Source organism: Granulicella paludicola, from assembly GCF_025685545.1.
Lineage (GTDB): Bacteria > Acidobacteriota > Terriglobia > Terriglobales > Acidobacteriaceae > Granulicella > Granulicella paludicola.
Map to the genome: position 1 here is coordinate 366,370 of NZ_JAGSYC010000023.1, position 15,128 is coordinate 381,497.

Here is a 15,128-nt window from a genome sequence, read left to right on the forward strand (position 1 = left end):
CTTAGAGCTTTAACGCCCAGCCAAGTTCCTGTAACAGATGCTCGATCTCACCCAAAGCCACTTCCAGCGCGTTGCGCCGATGCGGACTTGAGGTGCGCTCGGAGAGGATGCGCTCACGCTGCATCTCCAATGCTTGGATCCTTCGCTTCCGATCAGCCTCCTCGCGCTTGGCGGCGAGGTCCTTATCGGCGGCTACAGTTCTGTGGTCGGTTCCTGCGGCGGCGGCTTGTTGCTCTTCCACGTTCTTCGACTCCCAGCCTTTAGACATATCGCTATTCTACGCCTGTCGTGCAAAACCAGCGAACGCCACAACTAGAAGAGGCCCGGCACATTTCGCCGGGCCTCTTCTAGTTTTATGCTGACACCTTACTTGCCGAACCGATACACCACGCCCATATTGAAGCCGGCGTTGTTCTGAAGCGAGCGCGAGCCCGTGCCGCTTTCCACGCCACTGCCACTTGGTGTCGATGCGCGGAACATGGTGCCCACATATGCAGGTGCCACACGGAATGCAAGGTTCGGGAAGATGTTGTAGTCGAGGTTCACGCCCAGCGTAAACGCCGGGGCAAAGCCGTCGTTCCAAGTCCCCGTCTGGTTGGAGTTGTACCCCTTCGCACCACCCGAGAAGATGCCCCACGACTCTCCGCCCGTAGCCTGTGCCGAGATCGCCACCCGCTCCTTGCGATAGAAGCGGTAGCCCGCGCCCCCCGTGAAGAAATACTCGTTGATCTGCGGGTTGTAGATACCGTAGGTGTTATTCGTCAGTGCATGAGCGTTGCCAAACGAGCCGCGCGCATCAGCGATGACAAAAAGCTTCGGGTCGATGAAGTAATTGGTCGAAACCGCCCAGCTGATTTCATTGTTCGATTTCAGATACTCACCACTGTGCCAGCGCAGATATCCACCACCGCCCGTGACCTCCCAGCGGTGTCCATAGGTGGCATCAATGGTGCGCTGGATACGCGCCTGGCGGCTGGCATTCGTCTCGCGGCGCGCATGCGCCTCTTGGCGGCGTTTGATCTGGGCCTGGGTGGCGACCTGCGCCTTGGCCTGGGTGGCGACAGTGGCAAGCAGACCGGCTGCCAGACCCAACAAAACTACGCGCGCTGCTGTCCTACGTACATCACACATTCGAATCCGAACTCCTGAGAGGGTTACTCGCGAGAAAGCCTGAAAAGACGCTTGTAAGGTCTTAGACTCGCACTCTTTCATTAGAACACTATTGGGGGCCTGATTCTCTCGAATCAGGCCCCCAAAAACCTACTTCCAGGTGCTTTCAGCTCTACTGAAAGGCGTACGTTACGCCCGTCACGAACTGGTACGAGTTCTTCTTGTACCCAACGGCCGGGTCGTTAAGGAAGTTATCCGTTGTCGTCACGCTGGCACTGAGCCGCTTGAATACCGGAATGGCCAACGACGCACTCGCGTTTGCCGAGTAATCCTTGGCAACGTTGAAGGCAGGCAGCACATTCAGCGATTCCGTGAAGACCATCTTCTTGGGCAAGGTACGGTGGTAGCCCTGGAAGATGGTGGATCCAATCAGGTTCGTCGTAGGTGTCACTACTGTGGGAACCGTCCCATTGATGCTGCTGGTAATGTAGGACTGCTTTTCATAGTGGAGATCAGCCTTCAGATCGAGTTCCTGCTTCGCGTCCTTGATCGCTGTCCAGCCAAAACCGCCGCCGTACACCTGCTGGAAGCCCAGGCCTTGAGCATAGTTGTGGTCGAATGAGAGATCACCGAGAGCGTAGAACCGTGGGGAGATGTATTCGTCCCGTTCTGCATCGGTGTGGAAGATGCTCGAAAGCGTGACAATGTTGGGGTTTGCGACACCAGGCTGAGCGGGAATATACGTCGGCGTGGTGTTCTTGCCGTACGTCTCAACCACGTTGAGCGTAGTGCGGTTGCGCGGGGCCAGCCATGGCACCGTCGGCAGCGCGCGGATCAGGTTCAGCGCCGCCGTAAACGTGTTGGCGGTCGTTGTGGAGCGAACCAGAGTGGCTCCAGCCGTCGCACTGCCCGTCCACGCATGGAAGAAGCCTACCTTGTGAGCGATCTGCTTATCGAACTCCGCCTTGGCCACAAGGTAGTCCACATCCTTAGTCGGCACCTTCGCAGGCTCCGAAGACGAGGAGCTGTTGCCCGCCGGAGCATCCGCATGAATCAAGACATCGCCCTCTGCGATAGTCGCCGTGCCCTCCGGTGCCGGACTGCTCTTCAGCACAGGAACGCCCTTCTTCAGCAGCGCAAACTGCGCCGGATTTGATCCTGATCGCAGCTCCTTGATCTTGTCGAACGAGATCGTCAGAGTGCCTGCCATGTCGCTTGCAAAGACTACATTACCGCCAGCCGCGCTCTTTAGCTGGCCGGTCAGCTGGTCGCCGTTCGTGAAAACCAGCACGTCCGGGGTCGGCTTCTCGCCGGGCTTGGCACTCTGCGCAGAGATAGAAGGCAGATAGGCCAGCGCGGAGACGAAAAGAACAGCGAGGGCGGCAGACAGAGGGAGGCTTTTGAGCACGGAGAAATATCCTTCGTTTCGTTTGACTTACGGGCCGTTGTGCTGGCCCCGGCGTACAGGTTCGAGATACTGGCTGATCGAGCTTTGCGGGTTCAAGTCGTCTACGGACGCTTCAACCCACTCCTGGCGGGGCCGCATGGTGAATTGTTACTCGACTAGGATAACTGCCCATCCGTTAGCAAAACGTGAGGAAATATTTCGTCTTGCGATCTGCTCAACTTGCTTCCCACCGTCCACCCAGCTACCCTGAAGTCACCATGTATGAAGACTTCGTAGCCGTAGACCGCTGGACCGCCGAGCCGCAGCACTGTGTCTGGAAGGGCACCCTCGTTGCCATCGCCACCCGCCACGCCGACGCCACCGACATACGGTTCGCCGTCAACGGCAAGCCCCTCTGGATCGCAATGCCCAACGACGCCTGGGTTCAGCAGAAGAAGCTCAACAATAAGGTCATCACCGACTATCTCGCCGCGCAGGCCGCAGGCCGCTACCTAAAAACCGCCATCGAGTCCGGCTATGACAACGGTCGCGAAATGTACACGATGAGCGTCGCAGAGGTACTGGAGCATGCCGCCGCCGTCGTCCGCGAGATCGGCCACACCCGTAAGCTTCCCTCTCTGCCCGTCATTGACCGTGATGCCCACCCCACCGAACTCGACTTTGTGAACCCAGGCGAACCCGAAACAGTGGCGCAGTCCATGGCTGGCAAGTAAACTCCCTAATTGAATAAGAAGCACCCCGAATGCCCCTATCGAACCAAGACCTCGAAGGGGCATAGTTTTCGTTGCGCCGTATGAGTTCCATATAGGTCGACCGCGAAGAACACACAGACCTCATCGGCAACACTTTACGCATCGAATCAAAGCGATATCGATATTCAGGAGACCCGCGTGACCGTAGCAACGCTGAACCGCCGCCATTTCCTCACCACCCTCGCCGCTGCCGTCGCTGCGTCGCGTCTGCCGCTGCGCGCTGAGTCCGTCCGCAACCCAAAGTTCATCCTGCTCGGCACCGACAAGGGTAAGGGCATCTATCGCGCCAGCTGGGACTCGGTGACCGGCCAGATCGGTACCCCGTCTCTTGCTGCTCCCAGCGACCGTCCCACCTACTTCGCAATGCATCCTAAAAAACCCATCCTTTATGCATCCAATGAGTCCGCACAGGGTGATGGCTCCCTCTCTGCCTTCCGCGTAGACGGAAAGGCTGCCGATCTGGAGCAGTTCGCTACCATCAGCTCCAAGGGCAACTCGCCCTGCTACCTCTCCATCGACGACACCGGGCATATGGCGTTCGCCGCCAATTACGGCGGGGGCAGCATTGCTGCTGTCAGCCTCAAGGGCGACGGCAGCTTCGAGACCGAGACGAACCTCTTCGCCTGCAAGGACAACGCCGCCTGCGGCATACTAGGCCCCAACGCCGATCGTCAGGAAGCCCCGCACATGCACTGCGCGGTCATCTCTCCCGACAATAAGTATCTGCTCTGCTGCAACCTCGGAGAAGACGCCATTGAAGTCTTCCGCTTCGACCCTGTGGGCAAGGGGCCAGAAGAAGTCTTTGGCACACCGAAGCGCTTCGCCGCGCCCTCCGGCTCCGGTCCGCGCCATGTCGTCTTCCATCCCAACGGCAAGTTCGTCTACTGCATCCACGAGCTTGACTGCACCATCAGCGTCTACGGCTGGGATAAGGGCACGCTTACCCCGCTTGGCGGCAGCATCGTCTCCACTTTGGCCTCTGACGCCGACGCGAAAGGCGCGACCGCCTGCGAGGTCGTCATCGACCCCAAAGGCCGCTTCGTCTATGCGAATACCCGCGGCGAAAACTCCCTCGTCGTCTACAAAGTGAACGAGAAGACCGGCTTCCTCACCGAGCAGCAGCGCGTACAGACTGGTGGCACCGTCACCCGCCTCATCGCCTTCGACCCCTCGCGCCGCTTTCTGCTCTGCATGAACCAGGGCTCTTCCACCGTCTCAGTCTTCGGACACGACCCCAAGTCCGGCAAACTCACACCCAAGCCAACCCTCTTCCCAGCCGACACGCCCATGTGCGTCGAATGGGTGTAATAGCGCGACGAACACCGCATAGCAAACAAAGGGAGCAGCCTCATTGGCTGCTCCCCTTGTTTTGCGATGCGTTTTACCTATCCCCTTAGCGTCTTACCATCCAGCACGAACCGATACTTCACGTCGGACTTCAGCACACGTTCATAGGCCTCCGGCAGCCGCGCGTAGCTGATCAGCTCGATATCGGAAACGATGTTCTTTTCCGCGCAGTAGTCGAGCATCTGCTGCGTCTCCTCCATGCCGCCGATCATCGATCCTGCAAAGGAGCGCCGATTCGTAATGATCCCAAACGGCGATACCGTGAACGGCGTCTCCGGCAGGCCAACCAGGCAGAGCGTTCCATCCAGGCGCAGCAGATTCAGGTAGGCATTCAGATCATGCGGAGCCGAAACGCAGTCCAGGATGAAGTCGAAGCTACCCGTATGCTTGGCCATGTGCGCGGGGTCCTTGCTCAGCACGACTTCGTTTGCTCCCAGCTTCAGCGCATCGTTCTGCTTATCTGCAGAAGTCGTAAAGAGCACCGTGTAGGCTCCAAACGACGAAGCAAACTTCAGCCCCATGTGCCCAAGTCCGCCCAGACCAACGATGCCCACCTTCATGTTCGGGCCAATCTTCCAGTGCTTCAGCGGCGAGTACGTCGTGATGCCCGCACATAGAAGCGGTGCTACAGCCGCCAGGTTCAGCTTAGGCGAGATGCTGTGCACGTAATGCTCCGGAGCAACGATGTTGTCTGCATAACCACCCTGCATCAGCTCACCGTCATAATCCTTCGCGTTGTATGTGCCGACCATGCCCTTGGTGCAGTAAGGCTCTGCACCAGCTTTACAGTTGTCGCATTGCATACAGGTCTGCACGGTCACGCCCACACCAGCCAGATCGCCGACCTTGAACTTCTCTACCTCTTTGCCTATCGCCGTAACCCGCCCGACGATCTCATGTCCCGGCACCATCGGGTAGATAGAACCGCCCCACTCATCACGCGCTTGGTGAATGTCCGAGTGACAAATGCCGCAGTAATCGATGGCCACCACCACATCCTTCGGCCCCGGCTCGCGGCGTTCAAAATGAAACGGTGTAAGTGGCGAGGTCTTGTCTTGTGCTGCGTATCCAAACGACTTCATGGGAGGTTCTCCTGACGGTTGAGATGCTAGTTAGTCGACACGCAGAAAGACTAACCCCGGCTGCTAGTTGCAACCGGGGCCGTTCTTATTCGTCGTAATGAATCAGGCTAAACACATCAATCTCCGGAAACTTCTCGCGACCCTTCAAAAAGTCCAGCTCCACCGCCACAGTCACGCCGACAATCTCGCCGCCAAGTTCCTTCACCAGGTTGCTGGTAGCCAACATCGTGCCACCCGTCGCCAGCAGGTCATCGACGATGATCACGCGCTGTCCCGGCTTCACGGCGTCCTTGTGGATCTGCAGCGAGTCCGATCCGTACTCGAGGTCATACTTCACGGTCAGCGTCTCCGCGGGCAACTTTCCTGGCTTGCGCACTGGCACGAAGCCCGCGTTCAAGCGATATGACAATGCTGGCCCGAAGATGAAGCCGCGCGCCTCGATACCCAGCACCAGGTCGACCTTCTTGTCGATGTAATACTGTGCGAACGCATCGATCAGCTCCGCAAAGCCGGTCTTGTCTTTCAACACGGTCGTGATGTCGTAGAACAAAATCCCCGGCTTTGGAAAGTCGGGCACAGAGCGAATAAGGTCCTTAAGATGATCGCAGTTCGGAACAGATTGAGACATGGCTTGCTTTCAAACTCCTTGAATATAGAGAAACGTTGAATAGTGTTTTGCGGAGTGCTACCAGGCACCCTCGATCTTGAACTCGCCAAGCGACGAGGCCTCTACCTCATCCAGCTCGTGCTCAATCACCTTATCGACGCGGCTGCCGCGCGAACCCTTATGTAACTCCGCACGCAGCTCCGTTAGCGACTCATGATTGCCAGCCGCCACTACTTCGACTTCGCCGCCGTCGGTATTACGCACCCAGCCACGCAGGCCAAGCTCCGCCGCCTCGCGATGAACGAACCATCGAAAGCCTACGCCCTGCACACGACCGCGAATAAGAAAATGGAGAACCATCGCCGAATCTCTAGTCTCGCAGACCCCTCTACCTCTTGCAACACGCTTCCTCCCACTTGTCGGGGTCAAATCGAAATCGACCCCGAATACAACCTCATCTGGTTGCCCTGCGTCCATTATTAGATAGTAAAGCTGCCCAAAACAGGGCAAGCTGCTAACCGACTCCATCGACCAGAGCGAAGCCAGAAAGTGCGAACACAGCGAGTACACACGCTGACGCAGGCCTGCGCCTCTGTGTCCAAACTGATCCAACTTCCCGGAGACCTCAAGGAATTATGATTCGCAGCGTTCGCACCACCCTTTTAACTGCATCGTTTGGCGCTCTCGTACTAGCTGGCACCGCTCTCTGCTCCGCCCAGGCAACACCCACTATGTATGCCAACTCATCCAAGTACCACATTAACGATCTCGATGTGGGTGTAGCAGCGACCGGCCAATATACCAATTCCATCACCAGCCAAAACTACGGCTCTGCCGGTCAGACGCTGCCTCACCAGGCCACTACTGATTCTCCTGGCGTACTCGTCACGGTCCGCGATCAGCCCTTCTCGTGGGCGGGTATCGAGTTGAACTACCAGTACACCAAGTTCTCAGAACGCTACTTTGTCCGTGCCGCCAATGCTCCTATCAACGCGGGCGCCAACACCCCAGTCTTTGTGCCCACCAGCGTTCATGAAGCGACTGCCGCTTATCTGTACCACGCAAAGATGAAGCGAGTGAAGCCGTATGCAGGCATCGGCGGCGGAGCTCTCTACTTCACTCCCACTACCGCACGACCGAATCAGTGGCGCGCTACGGGCCTTGCTGAGGTCGGCTTGGATCTACAGACCAGTTCTAAACTCGGCTTTCGCTTTGGCGGACGCGGCCTCTTCTACCGCGCTCCCAACTTTACTGACACCTCTCTCGCCTCGTCCCGCTGGGTTTCAAGCACCGAGCCTTACGCTGGTGTGTACATCAAGTTCTAAAGTTCATTTCGCAACAGACACGAAGGGCGCAGCTACAAGCTGCGCCCTTCGTGTTTATGCTTCAAGCAAATTCTGAAATCGGAAACATCGCGCTGATGTTGGGACCCCCTGTGCCCCGTTGGGTGCATGCTGATTGGCAATCTATTACCTATGTCAGGCCTTAATGGGAAAGGTTGCATCGGACAAAAAGAAGACTTCAGAAAGTTAACAACCAACTCTTGTGAGATCACATCTTTGTTTGCTGCTGTTGGTTTAAAAGGAAATTTCCGACCCGGGCCCCCTGGCACTCGTGCGAGATCTGCGAGCTGCTGACGACATCAACCTTAGAAAAATATGCATTGTCGACTAACTTGGTGACCTCACCGAGAAAGCGAACTTGCGCGTTTCTAAAACCTAAACCAGGAGAACCATAGAGATGAGCCGCCTTTCACAACGCATACTCCACGTTGCCTGCTTCACCTTACTTTCTGCTGCCTCAAGTGCTCAGTTTTACAAGTTGCACGATGCTGACCTGGGAGTGGCTGCCACTGGCCAATACACCAGCATCATCTCCTCGGCAACTCCATCCATTACATCCTCCACCGCTGCACAAGGGCAAAGCTGCCTCTGGCAAAGCGGAGAGTCTGCAATCCACAGCGACCATGAAGTTTGGTCCTGCGCAGCGGTGCAGAGCGACCCTATCAATGCGATGCAGCCACTCACCACCAACTCCCCAGGAGTGTTGGTCAGCTTTCGCGACCGGCCCCTGCCTTGGGCCAGCGTTGAGGTGAATTACCAGTACACGAAGTTCTCCGAGCGCTATGTTGGGGCCGATGGAGATACCGCGATCAGCGATGCAGTCAACATCCCCACGAATATGCAGGAGGTTACAGCCGCCTACCTCTTGCGCTTCTATCACCATAAGAGGGTGAATCCATTTCTTTCAGCCGGAGGCGGAGCGTTGTGTTTTACGCCAGTCACGGCTCGCACAACGCAGTGGCGCGGAACGGGCCTCGTAACCCTCGGTGTGGATTTGCAGACAGACTCGCGGCTTGGATTCAGAATCGGAGCGCGCGATCTGATCTACCGTGCGCCTACCTATGCCCTTAGCAGCGTCCCTTCTACCTGGGTGTCGACGGAGGAGCCGTACGCTGGCGTGTATGTAAAGTTCTGAAGAGCGAGCAGTTCGCAAACCAAAGGGCGCAGCCAATAGCTGCGCCCTTTGTGTCTTACCACGCAAATTTATGCGCGCGACATGTATGTGCCTTCTGCTGTATCGATGCGGATCTTTTCACCCTCGTTGATGAACGGCGGTACCTGCACAACCAGACCCGTCTCCATCTTGGCAGGCTTAGTTACCGAGCTCGCCGTCGCCGACTTGATGCCCGGCTCCGTCTCCGTGACAGTCATCTCCACCGAGGTTGGCAACTCAATACCAACAGCTTTGCCATCGTGGAAGCTGACTTCAATCAGGAGGTTCGGCGTCAGGTATTCAACCGCATCGCCGAGCGTCTCGTGCTTCAACACGGTCTGCTCGTAGGTATTCTGGTCCATAAAGTAGTACTCGTCGCCGTCGTTGTAGAGGAACTCCATCTTGATCGCCTCTACGTGGACGCGATCAATGGGGTCTGGCGAGCGGAAGCGCTCGGTGTACATAGCGCCCGTGCGGATGTTCTTGAGCTTGGCCTGGATGAAGGCGCGCAGGTTGCCGGGCGTACGGTGTTCGATGGCAAAGACTAGGTGCAGATCGTCTTTGAACTTGATGACCATGCCGGGGCGCATCTGTGTGGCGGGAATAGACAAGAGAAAACTCCTGAAAAACTTGGGTGTGGATTGGCGGGCGCACGCTGCAGCCCAACCTTCCTATTGTAGCCGAGCGACCCTATTTCGCCGTAATCGCTACTGTTTCGCTGGCGATTCATCCGGCGTATACCCGGCATGGAAAATCTTGCGGAAGAACCGCCCGATCGAGCGCACAAAGGCGCCTGGCCCCGAATGCGACGGCTTATTCGGTGTGGCGGTCGCCGCTGTGGAACTCACTGGCTTTCGCACGTCGGCCTCGTTCGGGTCGTCGTTCTTATAGCTCATCGTGACGTTCACCTGAGTGTGCACAACACCATCCGGAGTCGAGTTGTTCGGCGGCGTCACTGGCGCCAGTCCCGCACTCTCTGCGGCCGGGAACGGATGTTCCCTCTCCGCGGCCGTCATTTTGCCGGAAGGCTTATCGACCATGCAGCCACATTCGGACCGCTCGTTATCGACGACCTCCCGCAGGCTGCCGTGCTCGAAGAGCACATGTTGGCCCGGAATCACGCGGTAGGTTCGCGTCGAATACGGATCGCTCAGGATCAGCACTGGCGCTTTGGCACCGGCGTTCTGCACGCAGGTATCGCCGTTCGTCGTGACGCGCACCCGCAGGTCGTAGATTCCCGGAGCTTCCAGCACAAACCGTATGTCCGGCGTCAGCATCACGTCGTGCATGTCAGCCGCGCCATGCAGTTCCACCGCACCGCGATCCAGCCCAAACAGCAGCGCTGGACCTCCGCCAGAGTGGAGCAGGTGAAACTGGCTGGTCGAACAGAGCAGCAGTTCGCCGCCACGACTCAGCGCAATTGGAGCAGTGTGATCGAGCGCCGTGATGCCGGCGTTCGAGACCAGGCTTGCCTTCACACCAGAAACCTGCAAACCACCTGTTACCTGAGCGTCCTGCGTGGACAATGTGCCCATGACCTGCTGCGCGGCTGCAACGGGCGTCAACATCGCGAGTGTGAGGAGGAGTCGCTGCATGATCTACTTTTTCACGAAGTTCGCAATCAACCGCATTCCGTGGTCCGTCAGAACCGATTCAGGATGGAACTGTACGCCTTCGATCGGCAGCGTCTTGTGACGAAGCGCCATAATCATTCCGGCATCGCCTTCGCCTTCGCGGACGCGGGCTGAGACCTCGAGTTCTGCGGGAAGCGTCTTCTCATCCACTATCAGCGAGTGATACCGCGTGCAGGTCATCGACTTTGGGATGCCTTTGAAGATCGTCTTGCCATCGTGCGCGACTTCGCTGGTTTTGCCATGCATCAAGTGCGGCGCGCGGATCACGTCTCCGCCGAAGGCAGCTCCGATTGCCTGATGTCCTAAACAGACGCCGAGCGTTGGAATCTGCTGTTTCTTCGGCAGCGATGCCAAATGCTGGACGAGCGGAACAAGAACTCCTGCTTCCTGCGGAGTGCAAGGTCCGGGCGAGAGCAGAATGTGGTCTGGTTTCAGCGCTACGATCTCTTCCGGCGACAGCTCGTCGTTTCGGCGGACGACAACTTCCTCGCCCAACTCGCCGAGATATTGGACCAGGTTGTAGGTGAAGCTGTCGTAGTTGTCGAGAACGAAGACCATAGGGCCATTCTAACTGCCTACCCCCTCTCCCCCTATACTTTTGGGGTCAAAGTCTTGAGGGCGTAACGGTTAGGGCTGGACTTGGGTCGCCGTTTCTGTAGTCTTCGTTTGTCAAAAGGGCCGGACGACGCTAAGTCGTTTGGAGGAGAGCCCGGGGAGGCCGCGCAATCTCTTCTTACTTTCTATTATAAGTGCCGTGTCAATAGCTTGAGGTGGGTGGGACAACGAAATTGCTCTGCGCGCGCTCCTACTTGAGTATGTTCTTCCTAAGTCCAACTCGTGCGAAGCATTTTGCCGCCATGGTCATGATTGGCGACGGCGTTATGGCGATGATCAACCCTGAACGCGACGCGAAGGCCTGGAAGAAAGGGCCGAAGCCGTGGCGCAATTTCATGCACCACCTCTCGAGGAAGCCTACCCTTACGCGGGTGATCGGTGCTGCGCAGATCGCTGGCGGGATTTATTGGGCACTAAAGCAAGACGAAATGGACTAGCAGCTCAAAAGCATCCCTGGCCGTCTTCATGCACGAAGTCTCTCCGCGGCTAAAGCCGGGAAAAGAGTGGCTTGCATTGGCATGGCTGAAGCTAAGCCCCACCGATCTTCGCCCTTCCAAACGCGAGAGTCTTACGAAGCTCGGCGAAATCTCTGCGCCGCGTTAGGATATGTTCCGCGCTCGTTCGATGGCGCGGACTACGGCCTTTGCCTTGTTGCCGCATTCTTCGTACTCGGTTTGCGGCACGGAGTCGGCGACGATGCCTGCGCCTGCCTGGATGTGGCCCTGTTCGCCGTCCATGAAGAGGGTGCGGATGGCGATGCAGCTATCCAAATTTCCGGAGAAGTCTGCATAGATAATCGCTCCGCCGTAGACGCCGCGGCGGGAGGGTTCGAGTTCCTCGATGATCTCCATGGCGCGGATCTTGGGAGCACCGGACAGGGTGCCTGCCGGGAAGCAGGCGCGCAGGGCGTCGAGTGGGGCGAGATCTTTGCGCAGGGTGCCCTGCAGCGCGCTTACCAGGTGCATGATGTGGGAGTAGCGCTCCACGAACATCAGTTCCTTCACCTTCACGCTGCCAAACTCGCTGACGCGGCCGAGGTCGTTGCGACCGAGGTCCACCAGCATCACGTGCTCGGCCACTTCTTTGGCGTCAGCGCGGAGGCTCGTCTCCATGGCGCGATCCATCTCTACGTCGGCACCGCGTGGGCGCGAGCCTGCGATGGGGCGGTACTCAATGGTGCCGTTCTTCACACGCACCAGCATCTCGGGGGAAGAGCCAACGATGTGGTGGAACTCCTGCTTCGCCTTCCCACCGCGCTTCTTCGATTTGAGTTTGGGAGAGCGGATGAAGTACATGTACGGCGATGGGTTGACGATGCGCAGCGAACGGTAGATATCGAAGGCGTCGACGCCGGGGGTGCAATCGAAGCGCTGCGACAGCACGCATTGAAAGACGTCGCCTGCGGTGATGTAGTCCTTGACCTTGTCCACAGCGCGCAAAAACTGCTTCGCAGGGGTGCGGTGCGTGAGCTTCAATGGGCCGAGGGCCTTCGCGCTGCGGCGCGGCTTGGGCAGCGGGATAGCGGAGCTGAGGAGTTTTTCCAGCCGGTCGAGGCGACGGTTAGCCTGCGCATAGGCCGCCGTATCTACAGGGCCGCGCGTGCCTACCGTGACGATGAGATGGATGGCCTTCTTGACGTGATCGAAGGCCAGCACCTCGTCGAAGAACATCAGGTGCGCGTCGGGCACGTTGAGCTCTTCCGCAGCGAGGGTTGGGAGCTTTTCGATCGAACGCACGATGTCGTAGCTGAAGAAGCCGACGGCGCCTGCGGTGAAGGGTGGCATACCGGGCAGCTTCGCGGGGGTCTCGCCCTCAAGAGACTGCTTCAGTTCAGTGAAGATGTCGCCGGTGTAGGTGCGGGCCTTGCCTTTACCACTCTCTGTCGCCGAGATTTTGCCGTCGCGGGCGGTCATGCGCTTGTAGGGACGGATGCCCATGAAGGTGTAGCGACCCACGTGCTCGCCGCCTTCAACGGACTCTAGCAGAAACGCCTCCGGCTCAAGCGCGGCCACATGCAAAAACGCCGACACAGGAGTTTCCAGGTCAGCGGTCACCACACGGGTTACGGGCACCAAGGTATGCGTGCGAGCGAGCTTTTGGTATTCGCGAAGAGACGGGGTGGTAAGAGCGCGTGAGACGGGCATCTGTCTATGATACCGGCGACGATGCCCGTCTCACCACTTACAGCTGACTACGGATGATCGGGGTGTCCGCCATCATCGTGATGCTCGCCCGGAGGCGGGGGTGGGGGATAGTGATCGTCATGATGGTGGCGGTGATAGCAGCCTGCAAGACCGAGCGTCATGATGCTGGTGAGCACCATGGTCGCGATCGAACTCTTTCGAATGGACGTCATGTAGGTTTCTCCTGAGAACGGGCTATCAACAACGTCCGTGATCGCCCCCACTGTCTCTGATGCAAGGTATTGCGTTCGCGAAGATCGCAGCGCGCGAAGACCGCACAAAGCGGTGCGGCTTGCGCACATCGGCAGGTGCTTGCGCAAGTCAGATCGGAGTGATCTTTATGACTCAAAGAGGACACGGTGTAGCTTGCGGGTCGTCGATTTATCGGCCTATACTCTGCAAGTTTGGTTACAGATGCCTGTAACGAAACGAAGAAGGTTGCCACGATAAAGTGACGCCATCGGACCTCTGCGGACGTCTAATCTCCGCAGTCGGAATCGAGGAAGACACATGGCCGACGAAACATTGATCCCGAGCAACGCGGCACTGGCAGCGCACCCCACGCTCGGACGAGAGAAGGAAACACCGATGCAATCCGTAGTGAAAGAAACAGCACCTGCGCTGACGCTGGCGCAGGAGACAAACCCGTGGGAGGCCCAGGCCGCCCGTTTTGATGAAGCCGCACACCGCCTGAAGTTGGACGATGGCATATGGAAGGTATTGCGCTATCCGGCGCGCGAGATCATCGTACACATCCCGGTACAGATGGACGATGGCCGCATCGAGGTCTTTACCGGCTATCGCGTGCAGCACTCGGTGGCTCGCGGTCCCGGTAAGGGCGGCATCCGCTATGCGCCCGATGTTTCCCTGGACGAGGTGCGCGCGCTGGCCAGCTGGATGACGTGGAAGTGCGCGGTGGTGAACATTCCCTTTGGTGGAGCGAAGGGTGGGATCATCTGCGATCCCAAGTCGATGTCGCAGGGCGAGCTGGAACGGATGACGCGGCGGTATACGGCGGCGCTGATCGAGTTCATTGGACCAGAGAAGGACGTGCCCGCGCCGGATATGAATACGAATGAGCAGACGATGGCGTGGATCATGGACACGTACTCGATGCACATGGGACAGACGATCAACGCGGTGGTGACGGGCAAGCCGGTGAACCTTGGCGGTTCGCGTGGACGGCGCGAGGCTACGGGGCGCGGCATCAGCATTGTGACCGACCAGGCACTGAAGCACCTGAACATGGTTCCGGCGGAGACGACGGTGATTGTGCAGGGGTTTGGCAACGTCGGTTCCAACTCTGCGAAGCTGCTTTGGGACAAGGGCTACAAGGTGATCGGCATTGGCGAGTATGACGGTGCGCTGTTCAACGCTGACGGTATCGACATCAGCGAGCTGCTGGAGTTCAAGGCGAAGAAGGGGACGATCCATGGCTTTCCCGGAGCGCAGGCCGCGGACAAGGACGAGATCCTGGTGAGCAAGTGCGATGTGTTGATTCCGGCGGCGACGGAGAATGTGATTACGAGCCGAAATGCTGCGAAGCTGCAATGCCGGATTCTTTGCGAAGGCGCAAATGGGCCAACGACGACGGTTGCGGACAAGATTCTCGAGGAGAAGGGGATCTTCGTGATTCCCGACATTCTTGCGAATGCTGGCGGCGTGACGACGAGCTACTTCGAGTGGGTGCAGGACCGCATGGGCTACTTCTGGACCGAGGATGAGGTAAACCAGCGGCTGGAACGCATCATGATCGACAGCTTCAACGATGTGCTGCAGTACTCGGTGGCGCACGGAGTAAATAACCGGACGGCAGCGTATATGCTGGCGATCGACCGCGTGGCGTATACGACAAAGCAGCGCGGGATGTATGCGTAAAGGCAGGGACTAGAAG

The 15,128-nt window shown here is 58.1% G+C and carries 17 protein-coding genes; 6 read left to right on the forward strand and 11 right to left on the reverse strand.

Features of this window, described 5'->3' with window-relative positions; genetic code table 11:
• Position 1 precedes the first annotated feature (1 nt).
• The 3 genes from OHL14_RS08830 to OHL14_RS08840 all read right to left on the reverse strand — a co-directional run bounded on the left by OHL14_RS08830 (position 2) and on the right by OHL14_RS08840 (position 2,518).
• A complete protein-coding gene (locus OHL14_RS08830) occupies positions 2-268 on the reverse strand; it encodes a hypothetical protein (RefSeq protein ID WP_263378975.1) in 267 nt (88 codons plus the stop codon).
• 98 nt (positions 269-366) lie between these two features.
• A complete protein-coding gene (locus tag OHL14_RS08835) occupies positions 367-1,131 on the reverse strand; it encodes a hypothetical protein (RefSeq protein WP_263378976.1) in 765 nt (254 codons plus the stop codon).
• 151 nt (positions 1,132-1,282) lie between these two features.
• Entirely contained in the window at positions 1,283-2,518 is a 1,236-nt protein-coding gene (locus tag OHL14_RS08840) for a DUF481 domain-containing protein (protein WP_263378977.1), read from the reverse strand.
• Positions 2,519-2,775: 257 nt separating this feature from the next.
• Between OHL14_RS08840 and OHL14_RS08845 the strand changes: the two genes are divergently transcribed.
• Both OHL14_RS08845 and OHL14_RS08850 read left to right on the forward strand, forming a co-directional pair.
• On the forward strand, positions 2,776-3,231 hold the full coding sequence (locus tag OHL14_RS08845; RefSeq protein ID WP_263378978.1) for a hypothetical protein: 456 nt from the start codon (positions 2,776-2,778) through the stop codon (positions 3,229-3,231).
• A 177-nt stretch (positions 3,232-3,408) separates the two neighbouring features.
• Positions 3,409-4,578, forward strand: a complete 1,170-nt coding sequence (locus OHL14_RS08850) for a lactonase family protein (RefSeq protein WP_263378979.1) — start codon at positions 3,409-3,411, stop codon at positions 4,576-4,578.
• Between the two features lie 77 nt (positions 4,579-4,655).
• Here the strand turns inward: OHL14_RS08850 and OHL14_RS08855 are convergent, their stop codons facing one another.
• The 3 genes from OHL14_RS08855 to OHL14_RS08865 all read right to left on the reverse strand — a co-directional run bounded on the left by OHL14_RS08855 (position 4,656) and on the right by OHL14_RS08865 (position 6,666).
• Positions 4,656-5,699, reverse strand: coding sequence for an NAD(P)-dependent alcohol dehydrogenase (locus OHL14_RS08855; RefSeq protein WP_263378980.1), 1,044 nt, complete (start codon positions 5,697-5,699; stop codon positions 4,656-4,658).
• 85 nt (positions 5,700-5,784) lie between these two features.
• Positions 5,785-6,327, reverse strand: coding sequence for an adenine phosphoribosyltransferase (locus tag OHL14_RS08860; protein ID WP_263378981.1), 543 nt, complete (start codon positions 6,325-6,327; stop codon positions 5,785-5,787).
• A gap of 57 nt (positions 6,328-6,384) precedes the next feature.
• Complete coding sequence (locus OHL14_RS08865; RefSeq protein WP_263378982.1) at positions 6,385-6,666, reverse strand: acylphosphatase; 282 nt, start codon at positions 6,664-6,666, stop codon at positions 6,385-6,387.
• 275 nt (positions 6,667-6,941) lie between these two features.
• Between OHL14_RS08865 and OHL14_RS08870 the strand changes: the two genes are divergently transcribed.
• Together OHL14_RS08870 and OHL14_RS08875 are read left to right on the forward strand one after the other, a co-directional pair.
• On the forward strand, positions 6,942-7,631 hold the full coding sequence (locus OHL14_RS08870) for a hypothetical protein (RefSeq protein ID WP_263378983.1): 690 nt from the start codon (positions 6,942-6,944) through the stop codon (positions 7,629-7,631).
• Between the two features lie 415 nt (positions 7,632-8,046).
• Complete coding sequence (locus tag OHL14_RS08875; protein ID WP_263378984.1) at positions 8,047-8,784, forward strand: hypothetical protein; 738 nt, start codon at positions 8,047-8,049, stop codon at positions 8,782-8,784.
• Between the two features lie 68 nt (positions 8,785-8,852).
• Here OHL14_RS08875 and efp read toward each other — a convergent pair whose 3' ends face one another.
• From efp to OHL14_RS08890, 3 genes are all read right to left on the reverse strand, one after another.
• The gene (efp, locus tag OHL14_RS08880) at positions 8,853-9,413 is read right to left on the reverse strand and encodes an elongation factor P (RefSeq protein ID WP_263378985.1); all 561 of its coding nucleotides are present in this window, start codon (positions 9,411-9,413) and stop codon (positions 8,853-8,855) included.
• A 96-nt stretch (positions 9,414-9,509) separates the two neighbouring features.
• Positions 9,510-10,397: a nuclease gene (locus tag OHL14_RS08885; protein ID WP_263378986.1), complete on the reverse strand. Its 888-nt coding sequence runs from the start codon at positions 10,395-10,397 to the stop codon at positions 9,510-9,512.
• Positions 10,398-10,400: 3 nt separating this feature from the next.
• Positions 10,401-10,994, reverse strand: coding sequence for an anthranilate synthase component II (locus OHL14_RS08890; RefSeq protein ID WP_263378987.1), 594 nt, complete (start codon positions 10,992-10,994; stop codon positions 10,401-10,403).
• A 299-nt stretch (positions 10,995-11,293) separates the two neighbouring features.
• Here OHL14_RS08890 and OHL14_RS08895 point away from each other — a divergent pair, with 299 nt between their 5' ends.
• Positions 11,294-11,488 carry a hypothetical protein gene (locus OHL14_RS08895; RefSeq protein ID WP_263378988.1) on the forward strand — a complete coding sequence of 65 codons (195 nt, stop codon included), beginning with the start codon at positions 11,294-11,296 and terminating at the stop codon, positions 11,486-11,488.
• A 162-nt stretch (positions 11,489-11,650) separates the two neighbouring features.
• Here OHL14_RS08895 and trpE read toward each other — a convergent pair whose 3' ends face one another.
• Both trpE and OHL14_RS08905 read right to left on the reverse strand, forming a co-directional pair.
• Positions 11,651-13,195: an anthranilate synthase component I gene (gene trpE / locus OHL14_RS08900; RefSeq protein ID WP_263378989.1), complete on the reverse strand. Its 1,545-nt coding sequence runs from the start codon at positions 13,193-13,195 to the stop codon at positions 11,651-11,653.
• 47 nt (positions 13,196-13,242) lie between these two features.
• The gene (locus tag OHL14_RS08905; RefSeq protein WP_263378990.1) at positions 13,243-13,407 is read right to left on the reverse strand and encodes a hypothetical protein; all 165 of its coding nucleotides are present in this window, start codon (positions 13,405-13,407) and stop codon (positions 13,243-13,245) included.
• A 415-nt stretch (positions 13,408-13,822) separates the two neighbouring features.
• On the opposite strand from OHL14_RS08905, the gene OHL14_RS08910 reads away from it, so the two are divergent.
• Positions 13,823-15,112, forward strand: a complete 1,290-nt coding sequence (locus OHL14_RS08910) for a Glu/Leu/Phe/Val family dehydrogenase (RefSeq protein WP_263379077.1) — start codon at positions 13,823-13,825, stop codon at positions 15,110-15,112.
• Positions 15,113-15,128: the final 16 nt, after the last annotated feature.

Coding starts and splice junctions, on each gene's coding strand:
- trpE (WP_263378989.1), bottom strand. CDS start 13,195: ATGCCCGTCTCACGCGCTCTTACCACCCCGTCTCTTCGCGAATACCAA.
- OHL14_RS08910 (WP_263379077.1), top strand. CDS start 13,823: ATGCAATCCGTAGTGAAAGAAACAGCACCTGCGCTGACGCTGGCGCAG.
- OHL14_RS08865 (WP_263378982.1), bottom strand. CDS start 6,666: ATGGTTCTCCATTTTCTTATTCGCGGTCGTGTGCAGGGCGTAGGCTTT.
- OHL14_RS08875 (WP_263378984.1), top strand. CDS start 8,047: ATGAGCCGCCTTTCACAACGCATACTCCACGTTGCCTGCTTCACCTTA.
- OHL14_RS08855 (WP_263378980.1), bottom strand. CDS start 5,699: ATGAAGTCGTTTGGATACGCAGCACAAGACAAGACCTCGCCACTTACA.
- OHL14_RS08905 (WP_263378990.1), bottom strand. CDS start 13,407: ATGACGTCCATTCGAAAGAGTTCGATCGCGACCATGGTGCTCACCAGC.
- OHL14_RS08885 (WP_263378986.1), bottom strand. CDS start 10,397: ATGCAGCGACTCCTCCTCACACTCGCGATGTTGACGCCCGTTGCAGCC.
- OHL14_RS08845 (WP_263378978.1), top strand. CDS start 2,776: ATGTATGAAGACTTCGTAGCCGTAGACCGCTGGACCGCCGAGCCGCAG.
- OHL14_RS08895 (WP_263378988.1), top strand. CDS start 11,294: ATGGTCATGATTGGCGACGGCGTTATGGCGATGATCAACCCTGAACGC.
- OHL14_RS08830 (WP_263378975.1), bottom strand. CDS start 268: ATGTCTAAAGGCTGGGAGTCGAAGAACGTGGAAGAGCAACAAGCCGCC.
- OHL14_RS08860 (WP_263378981.1), bottom strand. CDS start 6,327: ATGTCTCAATCTGTTCCGAACTGCGATCATCTTAAGGACCTTATTCGC.
- OHL14_RS08835 (WP_263378976.1), bottom strand. CDS start 1,131: ATGTGTGATGTACGTAGGACAGCAGCGCGCGTAGTTTTGTTGGGTCTG.
- OHL14_RS08870 (WP_263378983.1), top strand. CDS start 6,942: ATGATTCGCAGCGTTCGCACCACCCTTTTAACTGCATCGTTTGGCGCT.
- OHL14_RS08890 (WP_263378987.1), bottom strand. CDS start 10,994: ATGGTCTTCGTTCTCGACAACTACGACAGCTTCACCTACAACCTGGTC.